The sequence below is a fragment of the Xanthomonas sacchari genome (genome assembly GCF_040529065.1).
GTDB classification, from domain to species: Bacteria; Pseudomonadota; Gammaproteobacteria; order Xanthomonadales; family Xanthomonadaceae; genus Xanthomonas_A; species Xanthomonas_A sacchari.
The window spans coordinates 1,805,955-1,821,297 of record NZ_CP132343.1 but is presented as its reverse complement, the minus strand read 5'-3'; the positions used below and the strand labels follow the sequence as shown (position 1 = coordinate 1,821,297).

Sequence of the window (15,343 nt, the reverse complement as noted above, 5' to 3'; positions counted from 1 at the left end):
CATCACCCCGATGGCATGCCGGTAGAGGAACGCGGCCGGCGCAACGCCGACAACAGCGGCGTCAGCCACGCGCATATCGCTAGCCCGTGGGCAGACTAATGCAGTGAAACGCAATCCACCTTACGGTTATCCCCACGGAATCGGGCTAATTCCGCACACATTGCGAAAATCAAACTGACGTCACGACAGGAACATGATGCGGCCGGCAACTGCGGCCGATGTCTGCAGCGGGCTCGCCACTGGAACGCATGCGAAGGTCGGCGAAGTTGGCGCAATCGGCATCCCCGCTTCGCCTCAAGGCGTGTCGCAGCGCTGCGCATCCGCCGCGGTGGCCTGCGGCAGGCGCTGCGCCTGCGGCGCCAGCATCTCCCACTCCTGCACCGCCAGCGCCGCGTAGCGCTCGCCGCCGCCGGCGGCGTCCAGCACCGCGCGCACGCAGCGCGTGGTCACCGGCGTGAAGCGCAGCGTCTGCCAGCGGCCGGCGACGGGTGCGCGCGCACTTTCTGCCAGCGGCCACCAGCGGCCGTCGCGACGGTACTCCAGCCGCCAGCGCGCCGGCGGCGCCACGCCGCTGTCCGCGCCCGGCGGATGATCGGCCCAGAACAGGATGCGACTGCCCTGCAGCGTCACCGGTTGCGCCCAGCTGTACTGCAGCCATTGCTGCGGTGGGTTGTGCGGCGTCCAACTGCCCCATAGCTGCGGCGGCAACGGATTGCGCTTGACCCGGCCGTCGTTGAGCGCGGCGATCCAGTACTGGTGCGGGATGTCCGGGCCATTGGACGCGCTGGCCTGCGCATAGCGGGCGAGGTTGCGCTGCGGCGGCAGCGGCGGTTGCGGCCGCCGCGTGGCCACCACCGGCAGGATCCGCGCCGGCTGCCGGGTGTCGTCCCACTGCAATCGGTCGATCGCCACGCTGCGGCGGAAATGCCCGCCGCCCTTGGCGTCGGCGGTGTGATAGACCAGGTACCACTGTCCCTTGAACTGCACGATGCCCGAGTGCGAGGTGGTCGAGGACACCGGCGGCAGAATCACGCCGCGGTAGGTCCATGGCCCCAGCGGCGACGGCGCGCTGCCGTAGGCGAGGCACGCGTGGTACAGCGTCGGCGTGCAGTCCGAATCCGGACCGGCATGGTTGCCGGCGTAGGCCATGTAGTAGGTACCGTTGCGCTTGAACAGCCACGGCGCCTCGAAGTAGCCGTCCAGCGTGGTCACCGCCACCGGCTGCCCCTTCGGCGTCACCATGTCGCGTTCCAGTTCGATGCCGAACAGCTTGCCGAAGGTGCCCCAGTACACGTACACGCGCCCGTCGTCGTCGACCAGCACGGTCGGGTCGATGTTCTGGATGGCGTTGGGCGTCGGCAGCGATTGCGACAGGATCGGTCCCTGCGGATGCGCGTCGCGCCACGGCCCCACGGGGCTGTCGGCCACCGCCACGCCGATCGCGAACGGGTCGGCATTGCGCGACTGCGCTTCCTGCACCGGCGCATACAGGTAGTAACGCCGGTCCGGGCCCTGCACGATCTGCGCGCCGTAGGCATGCCCGGGCGCGGCCCAGGCGAACACCTGCTGCGGACGCAGCAGTGCCGGGTAATAGGTCCAGCGACCGCTGCCGACGTCGTCGGTGACCAGCAGTTGCCAGCGGTCCATGACGAAGTCGTTGAGCTCCGGCGGCGCCTCGTCGCGGCCGGCGATGATGTAGAGCTTGCCGTCGGCGACCAGCGGCGCCGGATCGGCCGCATAGTCGCGGCCGTCGGCCAGGATCGGATTGCCCGGCGCCTGCACCTGCCGCGACCGCGGCACTGCCGGTGCGGCAGCCGCGACCAGGCCGATGCAGCCAACGCATGCCAGCAACAGACACACAGCGGCTCTGCGCAACGGCTGGCGACTCATGGCGCCTCCGCCTCGATCACCAGTTCCAGCCGCACCGGCAGTTCGCCGCTGCCCTCGCGCCCCTGCGCCTGCCCGACCACGCTCAGGCGACCAGGTTTGGCATAGGCGGCCGACGCCAGCGGCGCCCAACGTACCGGCACGCGCTCGCGCGAGCCGTCGTTGTACTGCACGGAGACCAGTTCCGGCAGCACCGGCGTCTGCCCGGCAGGCACATGCAGCGGCGGCGGCGCCTGCACGGTGGTGAGTTGGCCCGGCGCGGTCGCGCGGACCCAGATGCTGGCCGTCACCGGCACGCCGCCGTCGGCCAGGCCCCGCACCTGCACGCGGCCCTCGCCGGCCAGCGCCGCCGCATCGACCTGCGACCAGCGCACGCCCAGCCAGGCCCAGCTGCCGTCGGCGAAGTAGCCGGCAATGCGTGCCGGCAGCGTCGTCGCCTGCCCGGGCGCGATACGCACGTCCACCGCTTCGGTCGCCACCGCGCGCTCGGCGAACACCTGCCATTCGTCCAGCCCGACCGCGTAGTGACCCTCGCCCTGCGCCGCGGTCTGCAGCACCGCGCGCAAGGCCGTGGTGACCACCGGCGCGAACGTCACCCGGCTCGGCGCGCCATCGCCCTGCACCGGATAACCGCCGCGCACCGCGATGTCGCGCCACTGCGTGTCGTCGCGGTATTGCAACGTCCACGCGCGCGGCAACGCCACCCCGCCCTGCGGCTGGTCGTCCCAGAAATACAGCGCCGCCGCGTTCAGCCGTTGCGGTTGCGGCCACTCGTACTGCACCCACACCGAGGCCGGCTGCGCGCGCCCCCAACTGCCCCAGCGGCGGTCGGCGGCCGGCACCTGGCCCGGCGCCGGCAGCAGCCCATCGTTGAGCGCCTGCAGGCGGTGATGGCCGGCGGTGAACTGCGCGCTCGGCGTGGCCTCGCCCTGCACCTGCAGGGTCTGCCCGGCCGGAGCCGCCGCCGCGATCACCTTGACCTCGGCGTGCCCTTGCAACGCGCCATCGGCGGCCTGCAACTGCAGGGTGTAGGCGCCGGGCGCGGTGAAGCGCACCTGCGTGGTAGCCGCCTGCGGCTGCTCGAACAACGCCGCGCCACCGGGCGGTGCCTGCAGCATGCGCCAGTGCAGGGAAAGCCTGCCGTTCGGCAGCGCGTCGTCGCCGACCCGCCCGGCCAGGCGCACCACGCCGCCGGCACTGCTGCCGTCTTCCTGCCAGACCTCGACCTGCGGCGCCTGGTTGCCGTGCGCCGCCGGCGCCGGGACGCCGCTGGCATAGGCCTGGATCTCCTTGATGCCGGTGCGCAGGGGGCCGGCATGCGTGACCTGCACGCGCCAGCGCTGCGCGCGCAGCGGCGGGAAACGGATGCGGTTGCGGTTGCCCTGTGCGATCGGCGCATCGCGCACCTGACCCGGCACGGTCTTCCACACGCCGGCGTCGAAGTACTGCAGCACGTACAGCCACGGCGGCGCGTAGCCCGCGCGCGTGCCCGACGGGAAACCATGCTGTTCGCCGGGCGGCGAGGAACTGCGATAGAAGTACACGCGCACGTCGTCCAGGGTCTGCGGGCGCTGCAGATCCAGTTCCAGCCAATCGCTGCTGCTGCTCGAACCGGCGGTGCCCCAGAACGGCTCGTTGGAGGTGCTGCCGTCGACCGCGGCCGTGGCCGGAAATCCGTCGACCGCATAGCTCGCGCTGACCGCCGCACCCTGCGCCAGATTGCGCGCGCCGTGCGGCAGCGCGATGTCGAGCCCGGCATCGGCGAGTACCGCACCGATCCGCGCCTGGCCTGGAAACCGCACCTGCTGCGGCGCCTGCAGCGCCAGCCGATGCGCGGCCAGCACCTGCATCTGCGCGGCACCGGCATTGACCACATCCGGCAAGGCCTGCACGCGGCCGCTGGCCGGGTCGTACAGCACGTGCGCCAGGCGGTCGACGGTGAAGGCCAGGTGGCCGTCCAGGTACAGCGAATAGCCCTTTGGCGCCGCTCCGCCGTAGCGGCGGCCGTCGCGATCCCAGACGATGCTCAGGTCGCGATCGCGATAGCGCAGGCGGTCGGCGGCGAAATGGTCCCAGCCGATGTCGATGGGATACAGCTCGATCAGGGCATCGCTGCGCGGGCGCAGGCCCATCGCATCCTCGATCACGGTGAAGTTGGTGGCGCCGAGCTGGGTGTGGTGGATCCACGAGCGATAGCCGATGTGGCCGCCATCGGCGGCGCTGCCCTGCGCCCAGAATTCGTTCTGGTCCGGGTAGCGGTTGTCGCCGTCGATGTAGTGCGCCCACGCGTTCCAGTACAGCAGCTTGCGGTAGCTGGACGCATCCAGGTACGGGCTCGGGTAGTCGCGCAACACGCTGCCGAGCAGGCGGAACGCCACGGTGGAATTGATCACCGAAAAATTGTTGCTGCCGCCGGCGCCGCGCGCCTGCGCATCGGTCTGGTTGGCGGTATAGAACGGAAACAGCGGGAACTGCCGCGCATCGGCGAACAGGCGCAGCGCGCGCACGTACTTGGGGTCGTCGTCGGCATCGCCGTGCTTGGGCATCAGGCCGACGCTGAAGGGGTAGTAATTGTTGGTTTCCTTCCAGTCCACCGGCAGGCGCGGCCCGTCGGCCTGGCGCTGCTTGAGCAGGTCGCCGTGCAGGCCCATGCCGTCGGCCTGTGCACTGTGGTCCTGCCACAGCACGTCCAGCACAGCGCGGCGGATCTTCGTCGCCAGCGCCTGCATGCGCGTGGCCGTGGCGGCATCGCCGGCCAACTGCGCGGCCTGCGCGGCGGCCAGCGCATTGGCGTACACGTACGCGCTCTCGCTGCGATCCATGCGCGGCGCGCCATGCCGCTTGGCCCAGTCGAAGGACACCGCGTCGGCGTCGTTGCCGGTCATCGCCGCCCAGTCGTATTCGATCAGGCCGTTGCCATTGTGGTCGTAGGCACGCAGCAGCGCGTCCACGTCGTCGCTGGCGTAGCGCGCCAGTTGCCCGGCGATCGCCGGCGGCCCGCCGTGCACCTGGTAGGCGCGCCAGGCGGCAGCGCTGAGGTACTGCGCGTAGGAATTGGACCAGTTCTCCGGCGCGCCGGGATTGTCCACGTATTTGCCGCCGCCGGCGGTCTCGCCGGCGCCGAGCCAGGAGCCGTAGGCGTAGAGCGGATCGCGCAGGTACTTGAGGTCGTCGATGAACATGCCGGTGGTGAGCACGATGGCGTTGTCGTAGCCGAGCACGCCTTCGATCGCCACCGGGAACTGGTAGTCGTTGCCGGGTACCGCCGCGTCCAGGAAATTGAAGCGCAACAACCACCAGCGGTAGAACAGGGTCTTGTCGAGATTGTCCTCGGGCGTGTCCAGGTACGGCAGGTTGTCGGCCCACCAGCGGTTGTAGGCGACGACGTGGTCGCGGTAGGCCTGCTGCGGCGACTGCGCGGCGATGCGCCGGTATTCCTGCTGTGCGGCCGGCAGTTCGCGCGCGATCAGCCCCAGTTGCACCTTCAGCGTCGGCGCGGCACCGTGCGCCGGCACCGCCAGCGGCCGCGCGATGCTTGCGCCATCGACCGCGAAGCCGTCGCCGGAGAGCCGCGGGAACAGCGTGGTGATGGCGTTGTGGGTGACGAAGGCGCCAGTCAGCTCGGCACCGTCGGGATGCGTAGCCATCGGCGAGACCGCGCGCACGGTCAGCGCATGCGCCGCGCCGTCAGTGCTGGACACGGTGAGCTCGGCCACCGCCACGTTCTGCTCGCTGATGAACTTGACCAGTTGCAGGCGCACGCCGCCGCCTGCGTACACGCTGCTGAAATAGCTCGGCGTCTGCCGCCGCTGCGCACTGTCCTCGACCAGCGCGATCGGCACGCCGTCGCGCTCCAGTTGCAGGCGGAACAGCGCGTCGTGGCCGGTCTTGTGCACGTAGGCCACGTCGCCGACGAAGCCGGGCTCCTCCGGCTTGTGCGTGTACAGGTAGGTGGCACGGCCGCGGGTGAACAGCCAGTTGTTGCTGTCGCCGAAGCCGCCGCCGGTGCCCTGCCGCGCCAGCAGGCGGTCGATCCAGAAATCACGGCCGGGCGCGCGGCCGGCACCCGCCGCCAGGTCGGCGGCGAACACGCGCTGCAACTGGCCCTGCGCCTGCCCCGGCGCGAACGCCACGCCGCTGTCCGGCAGCGGCTGCGCATCGCCGCTGAAGCGCGGCATCCCGATCGCGGCATTGCTGGGCTGCAGGCCTTCGCCATCGCGGTCCAACCGATCGCCAGCGTTGGCCGCCGCCGCCACCGCGGCAGCGACGCACAGCAGCCCCCCCAGGAGAACGGCAGCGCCGCGCCGCACGCGCGATGCGGCGCCACCGGGGACAGGCATGCGACTCAAAACTCGGTCCTGATCCGTGCCCAGAAGTAGCGCCCCAGCGTGTCGTAGGTGAACGCATCGGTGTTGGCCGCGCTGGCATAGCCGTAGTAGCGCGGCGGCGTGCGATTGCCGAGGTTGTTCACGCCCAGCGCCAGGGTGGTATGCAGGCTCTCGAACTTCCGGCTCACGCTGGCGTCGTGATAAGTCACCGCGCCGACCGGGAAGTACACGCAACTGCCGTCGGCGGCGGTGTTGACGCAGAAGTCCTCGTAGGCGCTGCCGACGGTGGTGCGCCCGATCAGGCGCGTGTTCCAGCTCGCGTGCCAGGGGCCGTTGTCCCAGTCGAGCGTGAAGTTGGCGCGCCAGCGCGGCATGTTGCCGTAGCTGGATTGTTCGCCCACGTAGTTGTGCGGATCGCCGCTGAACTTGTAGCTGGACAGGTAGGTGGCATCGACGCCGGCGCGGAAGCGGCCCCAGGCCGTCTCCGGCAAGGCGTACTTGATGCCGACGTCGTCGCCGCGGATGTCGACCTTGCCGCTGTTGATCGCGAACGGCACGGTGACGCTGACCAGTTGGCCGGTGGGGCCGCGCTTGATCAGCGGGCAATAGGCGCTCTGGCCGTCGTAGCAGTTCTGCAGCACCTGATCCAGGCCGGTGCCGTTGATCATGTCGTCCAGGGTGACGCGCCAGCTGTCCAGATTCAACGACAGGCCCTCGGCCCAGCCCGGGTCGTACACCGCGCCGATGTTGTAGGAGCGGCCCTGCTCGGGCTTGATCGCGAAGCCCGCGTTGGCCGAGCCGGTGGTGAGCACGGTGAAGGACGAGCTGTTGACGAAGCTGCCGTTGGTCGGCACGTTGGCGCAGGCCGCGGGGTTGCCGCCGCCGGTGTAGCCGTTGCACGGATCGGTGTAGGTCCCGGCGTCGTCGACCACGCCGTTGAACGGCGAGCCGTACAGATCGCCCAGCGCGGGCGCGCGGAACACCTGCGAGCCGGTGGCGCGGATCAGCAGGTTGTCGATCGGCCGCCATTCCAGCGCCACCTTGCTGTTGGTGGTGCTGCCCCAGTAGTCGTAGCGCGAGTAGCGCGTGCCCAGGTTGAGGTTCAGCGCCTGCGCGCCGGTCACGCCCTTGAGCAGCGGCACCAGCACTTCGGCGTAGGCCTCCTTGATGGTTTCGTCGTGGCCCTGGTTCATGATGCAACCGTCGTTGTAGTCGCAGTTGCCTTCCGCATCGGCCGCCGCCACCGGGTTGCTGGTGCCCTGCGAGAAGCCGTTCTTGCGGAACGACAGGCCGAACGCCGCCTGCACCGCACCGGCCGGCATCGCGAACAGGTCGCCGTTGACGCTGGCCTCGGCGAATTTCATCGTGCTCTCGTCGATCAGGTCGACCGCGCTCTGGGTGGCCTTGATCGCGGCGATGGTGGCCGGATCGTCCGGGTTGAACACGTTGATCGGGGTACAGCCGGCGATGACGTTGCCGGGCGTGCCGCACTTGATGGTGCCGTCGGTGTCGCGGAACGAGGCGCCGACCGCGTTGTTCAGTGCCGAGGTGATGGAGAAGCCGTTGCGCACCAGGGTGTCCTTGTAGTGCGCGTAGCCGGCCGCCGCGTCCCATTGCCAGCTGCTGTCGCCGAACTTGCCGCGCAACCCGGCGACGATGTTGGTCTGGTACATCGTCGAGGTGTAGACGCGGGTGTTGGCCGGCACCGAGCGCAGCAGGTAGCGGCTGAGCTGGCTGCCGAAGGGGTTGTAGTAGTTCTGCGCGGCGTTGGGCAGTTCCAGGCCGTAGGCGGTGAGCTGCGAGGTGGTCTCGCTGCGGGTCCAGAACATGTCCAGGTAGCCCTGCACGTTCGGGGTGAAGTCGAAACTGGCGTGCGCCGAGGCGTTGGTGCGCTGCACCGGGGTGATCAGGTACTGCCCGGTGTAGGAGTTGTAGCCTTCCACCGCCTGGCTGTAGGTGTGGAAGTCGCTGGCGGTGACCTGGCCCGGCGGCAGGTCGGCATTGGGGGTCAGCACGCTGCCGTTGCTGAGGAAGGCGCGGGTGCCGTTGCCGCGGCGCTCGACCACCTGGCCGTTGAGGTAGTTCTGCGCGGTGCGCGCGTAGTCGCGATCGCTGTCGTACAGCGCGTTCATCGAGCTGCGGCTCACGCCGAGGATCAGCCCGCCGCGCTCCCAGGTCTTGCCCCACTCCAGCCCGAGCGAGCGGCGGTTGCCGTCGCCGTGCGTGCTCAGGCCGTAGTCGGCGGTGGCGGCGAAGCCATCGTACTTGTCCTTGAGGATGATGTTGACCACGCCGGCTATGGCGTCGGAGCCGTACACCGACGAGGCGCCGTCGGTGAGCACCTCGATGCGCTCGACCATCGCCGCCGGAATCGCGTTGACGTCCACGCCGGGCGCGGCCGAGACACTGCTGGCCGGCCCGGCCATGCGGTGGCCGTTGACCAGCACCAGGGTGCGCTCGGGGCCGAGGTTGCGCAGCGACACCAGCGCGCGGCCATGGCTGAAGCCGGAATTGAGCGAGACGTTGGGCATGTTGCCGGCCATCGCCGGCAGTTGCTGCAGCAGCTGGCCGAGGGTGTCCTGGCCGCTGTCCTCGATGCGCTGGCGGTCGATGGTGATGACCGGGCTGGCGGTCTCCGCATCGACGCGGCGCAGGTGGCTGCCTGTGACGCTGATCCGTTCCAGGGTGGTCGCCTGGGTGTCCTGGGTCTGCGCCTCCTGCGCCTGCGCTGCCGGCGCGAGCAGGGCCAGGGCGGTGCAGATGGCCGCGGCCAGCGGACCGGGCTGCGGCGCGGCGCGCCAGGAACACGGGAGCAGCGGCGCAACGCGTTCGAGCAAAGACGGCATCGGAAATCTCCTGAGCGGCAGCCTGGCGTTCGTCGGAGCGCCGCCCTTCCCCAGGCGGGGCCCCGTCGCCAGCGCGTGTGGCGGATACGAAAACGGACGTGTCCACGCATGCGCCGCCGGACGGGACGATCCCGACGCCGCCTGCACGGCGACGCGCACGACCCATGCGCTGCGTCCCCGGTGACGTGCAACGAATCTCCCCCTGGACATTCACTGCACGGTCACAATGTGCGCGTAGGACGCGCGCGGCGTCTTGTCGTATTTATCGGGAAAACGTGCGGAATACCGCACTGCCCCGCGGGCCGGCGGGACGTTTCCGACTTTTTCGCCACTCAGCCGTAGACGGCCGAAATCGCCACCGTCGCCGCGCTGCCGGCCGGCACCAGTACGCGCTCGTTGTGCGGCCCGGACAGCACCGCCGGCTGCCCGTCCAGCCGCACTTCCTGCAGGCGAGTGCCGGCCGGCACGCGCAGGGTCAGCCAGGTGCGTGCCGGCCGCTGCGCCGGCAGCGTCACGCTGCCGTCGATGCGCTTGCGCGCCGGATCCGCGTGCAGCGCCAGCGACACCCTGCCCCAGCGCGTCGGCGCCGCGTCGATCGCGATCGTCTCGCCGCTGCCCAGCCAGTCGCGCGGCACCGCCCGCGCCAGGAACAGTTCCTCGCCGGTGCTGTCCTCGAACACCAGCATCCAGCGCAGCAGCAGCGGAATGGTCAGCTGCGCCGGGATGCAGAACAGCGGCATGCCGCCGGTGATGCCGCTGACCTCGCCCGCGGTCCAGCTGCCGCGGGTATGCACGTGGAAGCGGTGCGCGTACAGGAACAGCAGGTATTCCTCGATCCGGTCCAGGCGCAGCAACTGCTGCGCGTAGCCGTAGGAGATGAAGCCGAGCAGGTCGCGCGCCTCCGGGGTCGGCGCGGTGATGTTGCCGACCACACCGAGGCTGGTGCCGCCGTGGCCGCGTACGCAGTCGATGACCAGGTGCGCCAGGTCGTCGGGCAGCACGTCGGCCTGCAGCAGTTCGGCATAGGCGCGGTGCGGCCAGCCCTGCTCGCTGGGATGCTCCTGCTGCAGCGACTGGCGGAACGTCAGCTTCACCCCCGGCAGCGGGCCGATGTAAGGCGGCTGCAGATCGCGGCGGATGTTGCCACGCAGCGTGCGCAGCAGCTGCGCAGAGAGTTGCTGCGCACGGCGCTGCCATTGCGCCGCGGCGGCCTGCCCGCCCGGCCCGGCGATGTCGCTCCACACCGCCGCCAGGTCCTGCCAGCCGCGCACCGTCAGCGCGCTGTTGGCGTAGTACGGCTTCCACCACACCTGCGGATCGGGGAACAGGCAGGCATCGGATTCGTTCCAGCCGTGGAGCAGGCCATGCCCCGGTGCCGATGCCGGCAGGCGCAGGCTGGCATCGTGCAGTTCGACCAGCACCTGCGCGGTGGCGGCGATCTTGTCGCGGTGCTTGCGCAGCAGCGCGGCATCGCCGGTGTAGCGCAGGTAGCGCGCCAGCAGCGACAGGGTCAGCCCGAACTGCCCGGTCTCCGGGCCGCGCATGTTGACCATGCCATCGGCCTGCACGAAATCGCTGAAATACCCGTCCAGCACCGCCGCGGCCTGGGCGAAGCGGCCCCACTCCAGGTTGGCGTACAGCGAACTGGTGAAGGTGTCCTGGAAACCATCGTACTCGTTGCCGTAGTAGTCGCGGTCCACCGCGCCGTACTTGGGATAGGTTCCGCCCGGGCGCACCACCAGTTCGCGGGCGAAGGCGAAGCGCGCCATGTCGCGCCAGCTCGCATCCGGAGTCTGCGCCTGCACGGTGTCGGCGAGCTGCGCCTGCCAGTAGCCGGCGAAGGCGAGCAGGCCGCGGTAGAAATCCTCGGCGCTGCGCGGGCCGCGCCGCGGCGGGTAGTCGGGATAGCTGTAGCCGTACACCACCTTGCTGACCTTGCCGTGCTCGACCAGCGCACTGCGGTGCCAGGTCTGCACCACGAAGCGATCCTCGGCCAGCACGTCGGCGAACAGCAGGATGTCGTAGTAGCGGCCCTCGCCGGCCGGCACCACCTTGCGCACCGCCGGCATCCAGCCGCCGAGCAGGCCTTCGCTGCGGCGCCGCACCAGTTCGTCCTTGCCCAGTTCCGGGAACGCCTGGATCGCGCGGTAGCAGCGGGTGCGCCCGTCCGGGTACACCGGCATGGTGTCGGCGCATTCGCGGGTACCGACGAAGGTGGTCCACGGCAGGCGCCCGTTGTAGTCCTTGGGATCCAGTTGCGAGGCCGGCGGCGGCGCCACGTCGCGCACCTCGTCGGCGCGCGGATCGCCGTCGCGCAGCAGGCGGTCGGCGAGCAGGTCGGCATCGGCCATCGCCACCTCGGCCAGGGCCATGCCGAAATACGGCGCCTGCGCCGCCGGGAACACCGCTTCGGTGCGCTTGCCCAGCACCAACGCCCCACCCGGCCCGCGCAGGGTCAGATCGCCGTCGGGCTGGCGCAGGTCTTCGTACACCTCCCAGGTCGCGCCGGCCTCGACGAAACGGCATTGCAGGGTATGCCCGGCCAGCGCGTCGGCCGCCAGCGGCTGCAGTTGCGGCGGCGCAGGCGCACGCGCGGCGCTGGCCGCTATGGGTGCCGCGGCGGCACGCCCGGCCAGCGCTTCCACGCCGGCAACCGCGCCAACGGCCAGGCCCTGCCGCAGGAAATCTCTCCGATCCATCTACCGTCCCCGATGCAATGCGATCGTCGCATCGTGCGCTGCGCGCGCCGCAGCGTCTTGTGCGCTGTGCCGAGGATGGATGCGGAAAACCGCACAGCCGCGGGGTCGCGCCGATGCTGCGTTGCGGGAGCCCGGCGCGTCAGCGACGGCTTAGGCGAGCACGTCGAGCAGACTGCCGATGCTGTCGTCGGCCGCACGCAGCACGCGCGCGTTGGCCTGGAACGCGGTGCGTTCGGTCAGCGTGCCGACCATGTCGTCGACCAGATCGCTGCCCTGCCCGTCGGCCTGCTGCACCTGGCCGACCACGCCACCGCCGGCGCTCGCCTGGTTCACCGGCACCGAACGCTGGAACCCGTCGGTGGCGAGATTGGCGATGTTGTTGGCACGCACCTGCAAGCCGGACGTCGCCGCGCGCATGCCGGACAGCGCGATCGAGGAACTGGGAGCGATGGCGGTCATGGCGGGCCGGGGCGCAGGGAGACTTGCCGGGTTATCGGCGGAGTTGGCGGTGGCTTTAGGGTGGGATTGGGGAGTCGGGATTGGGATTGGTAAGAGCGGGCGCGTCTGCGCTGACAGCGAAAGCCCCTCTCCCCCCGGGAGGGGGTTGGGGTGAGGGTACGGAGCCGCGCGATGCCCCAGAACCTGGCGCATCTCCCGTACCCTCATCCGCCCCTGCGGGGCACCTTCTCCCGAGGGGAGAAGGGAAAAGCCAAAGCCCCTCTCCCCTCGGGAGAGGGGTTGGGGTGAGGGTACGGAGCCGCGCGATGCCCCAGAACCTGGTGCATCCCCCGTACCCTCATCCGCCCCTACGGGGCACCTTCTCCCGAGGGGAGAAGGGAAAAACCAAAGCCCCTCTCCCCTAGGGAGAGGGGTTGGGGTGAGGGTACGGAGCCGCGCGATGCCCCAGAACCTGGTGCATTCCCCGTACCCTCATCCGCCCCTACGGGGCACCTTCTCCCGAGGGGAGAAGGGAAGAGCCAAAGCCCCTCTCCCCTCGGGAGAGGGGTTGGGGTGAGGGTACGGAGCCGCGCGATGCTCCAGAACCTGGTGCATCTCCCGCACCCTCATCCGCCCCTGCGGGGCACCTTCTCCCGAGGGGAGAAGGGAAAAGCCGAGTCCTGCGGGAACAAGAGCCACCGCGTCTTTACGAATCCCCAATCTCAAATCCCGGCCCCACCTACAACCGATTCCACGCCGGCGTCGGCTCCCCCAACAGATGCCGCACGAAGAAGTCGTACTGGCGACGCTGCACATAGTCGATGGGGCCGGTGGAGCGGCCGACGGTGTGTTCGCCGCCGGGCACGACCAGCAGGTCGAAGTCCTTGTTGGCCTTGATCAGCGCGTCCACCACCTGCCCGGTCGAGGCCGGGTCGACGTTGCTGTCCTGCTCGCCGACGATCAGCAGCAGGTCGCCACGCAGCTTGGCAGCATTGTCCACGCCGGAGGCGCGTGCATAGCTGGCGTCCACCGGCCAGCCCATCCATTGCTCGTTCCAGCTGATCTTGTCCATGCGGTTGTCGTAGCACCCCGCATAGGCCACGCCCACCTTGTAGAAATCCGGATGCCGCTCCAACGCGCCCAGCGTGCTCTGTCCGCCGGCCGACGCGCCGTAGATGCCGACGCGACCGATATCGTAGGACGGATCCTGCGCGGCCATCGCCTTGTGCCAGGCGATGCGGTCGGGGAAGCCGGAATCGCCGAGGTTCTTCCAGGCCACGTCGTGGAAGGCCTTGGAACGGTTGGCCGTGCCCATGCCGTCGATCATCACCACGATGAAGCCCAGGTCGGCCTGCGCCTGCATGCCGATCTGCTTGTCGCCGCCGGAGTGGTAGCCGAACGGCCAGAAGGTCTTGGGCACGAAGGAATCGTGCGGGCCGGCGTAGATGTTCTCGATCACCGGATACTTCTTGTGCGGGTCGTAGTCGCGCGGGCGCACCACCATGCCCCAGATGTCGGTCTTGCCGTCGCGGCCCTTGGCGACGAAGGTCTGCGGCGCGCGCCAGCCGGCGGCCTGCAGCTTGCGGATGTCGCCGCGTTCCACCACCTGCAGCAGGCGCCCGTCGATGGCATGCAGTTCCATCACCGGCGCCATGTCCGGACGCGAGTACACGTCCACGTAATGGCGTCCGTCGTCGGCGATGGCCACGTCGTGGTCGGCATCGGCCTGGGTCAGCCGGGTCAGGTGGCCGCCGTCGAAATCCACCGCGAACAGTTGCCGGTAGTACGGATCCTTGCCCGCATCCATGCCGCTGGCGGTGAACCAGATGCGCCGCTGTGCATCGTCCACGCGCAGCACGTCGCGCACGATCCACTCGCCCTTGGTGATCTGCGTCTTGATCCGGCCGCTGGCACCGTCGAACAGGTACAGGTGGCGCCAGCCGTCGCGCTCGGAGATCCACAGGATTTCCTGGCCCAGGCCATCGACATCGTGGTGGTAGCTGCGGTCGGCGTACACGAAGGTCTTGGCGTCCTCGCCCACCGCCACATGCGCCTTGCCCGTGGCCGCGTCCACCGCGATCGCGCGCATGCGCTGGAAGCCGCGCTGTACGTAGTCGAACACGAAGCTGGCGCTGTCGCGTCGCCACTGGATCGGCGAGAGCTGGTACGGGTTGGCGAACAATGCATCGTCGATGTCCACACGCCTCGGCGCACCACCGCGCGCCAGCGCGCCGAGGTCGAACAGCACCGGTCGCTCGATGTCCACCGCATCGCCGGGCTTGGGATACAGCTGCGTGCGCACGATCGGCTGGCCGCCGCCGGGCGGCGCCGCCTCCACCCGGGTGACGCGGCGGGGAAAGCCGGGCTTCACCCGGTACAACGCCAGCCGCTGCGAATCCGGCGACCACGCGATGGTTTCCGGATCGTAGAAATCGTCGCTGCGGCCATCGTCGGCCAGGCGCAGCGTGCGCCCGTCGGCCACCGCGCGCAGCATCACCGCGTTGCCGTCGACATAGGCCTCCCAGCGCCCGTCCGGCGAGCGCCGCGGGGTGGCGTCGGCCGGCACGCTGAGATCGCGCACCACGCCGAACCCGCGCGGCCGCGGCTGCGGACCGCTGTCGGCGCGCGCACAGACGTAGGTGGTGAGGGTGCAGCGCCACGGCAGTTCGTCGAGCTCGAAGACGATCGCCGCCTGCGCCTTGCCACCCTCGGCGACGTAGGCGAAACGCACGAACGGCAGGCGCAGCGCCGGGTAGGCGGTGCCGGTCGCCGCGCTCAGCGCGCGCGCCAGCCGCTGCTGGTCGAACGCCGGCTGCTTGCGCTGGCTGGCCACGTCCTCGACCACGAAGGCGAAGCCGCCCGGCACGGTCTTGCGGTAGTAGAACGCGCCGTCGTCGCGCCACTGCGCCGGCCAGGTCACGTTCTCGGTCAGGCCGATCCAGGCCTCGCGCAGGCCCAGCGAGCGCTGGTAGTCGGCGACGCTGGGCGCAGCGTGGGCGGCGCCGGCGCAGCAGGCCAGTGCCATGACGAGAGACACAAAAAACTTGTTCATGCGGTTTCCAAAAAATTTCATGACGTGCTTGGTTTCCGTAGGAGCGGCTTAAGCCGCGACGGGCGTTCCCGATAACGTCTGTCACAACCAATC

The 15,343-nt window shown here is 69.9% G+C and carries 6 protein-coding genes; all 6 read right to left on the bottom strand.

The genetic code is table 11. The features are described 5' to 3' along the window. Window positions 1-294: 294 nt before the first annotated feature. Window positions 295-1,890 (bottom strand): family 43 glycosylhydrolase, encoded by a 1,596-nt coding sequence (locus RAB71_RS07685; protein WP_040902078.1) that lies wholly within the window; start codon window positions 1,888-1,890, stop codon window positions 295-297. Next, entirely contained in the window at window positions 1,887-6,227 is a 4,341-nt protein-coding gene (locus RAB71_RS07680; protein ID WP_029562149.1) for an Ig-like domain-containing protein, read from the bottom strand. The genes RAB71_RS07685 and RAB71_RS07680 overlap by 4 nt, the downstream gene beginning before the upstream one ends. Window positions 6,228-6,232: 5 nt before the next feature. Continuing rightward, entirely contained in the window at window positions 6,233-9,061 is a 2,829-nt protein-coding gene (locus tag RAB71_RS07675; RefSeq protein WP_010343398.1) for a TonB-dependent receptor, read from the bottom strand. A 332-nt stretch (window positions 9,062-9,393) separates the two neighbouring features. Further along, window positions 9,394-11,760: a Tat pathway signal protein gene (locus tag RAB71_RS07670; protein ID WP_104609481.1), complete on the bottom strand. Its 2,367-nt coding sequence runs from the start codon at window positions 11,758-11,760 to the stop codon at window positions 9,394-9,396. 150 nt (window positions 11,761-11,910) lie between these two features. Continuing rightward, the gene (locus RAB71_RS07665) at window positions 11,911-12,219 is read right to left on the bottom strand and encodes a flagellar basal body protein (protein WP_010343400.1); all 309 of its coding nucleotides are present in this window, start codon (window positions 12,217-12,219) and stop codon (window positions 11,911-11,913) included. Window positions 12,220-12,937: 718 nt separating this feature from the next. Continuing rightward, window positions 12,938-15,250, bottom strand: coding sequence for a S9 family peptidase (locus tag RAB71_RS07660; RefSeq protein WP_029562151.1), 2,313 nt, complete (start codon window positions 15,248-15,250; stop codon window positions 12,938-12,940). Window positions 15,251-15,343 lie beyond the last annotated feature (93 nt).

Excerpts from the sequence above, each read along its gene's own strand:
- RAB71_RS07685 (WP_040902078.1), bottom strand. The coding sequence starts at position 1,890 with ATGAGTCGCCAGCCGTTGCGCAGAGCCGCTGTGTGTCTGTTGCTGGCA.
- RAB71_RS07680 (WP_029562149.1), bottom strand. The coding sequence starts at position 6,227 with ATGCCTGTCCCCGGTGGCGCCGCATCGCGCGTGCGGCGCGGCGCTGCC.
- RAB71_RS07675 (WP_010343398.1), bottom strand. The coding sequence starts at position 9,061 with ATGCCGTCTTTGCTCGAACGCGTTGCGCCGCTGCTCCCGTGTTCCTGG.
- RAB71_RS07670 (WP_104609481.1), bottom strand. The coding sequence starts at position 11,760 with ATGGATCGGAGAGATTTCCTGCGGCAGGGCCTGGCCGTTGGCGCGGTT.
- RAB71_RS07665 (WP_010343400.1), bottom strand. The coding sequence starts at position 12,219 with ATGACCGCCATCGCTCCCAGTTCCTCGATCGCGCTGTCCGGCATGCGC.
- RAB71_RS07660 (WP_029562151.1), bottom strand. The coding sequence starts at position 15,250 with ATGAACAAGTTTTTTGTGTCTCTCGTCATGGCACTGGCCTGCTGCGCC.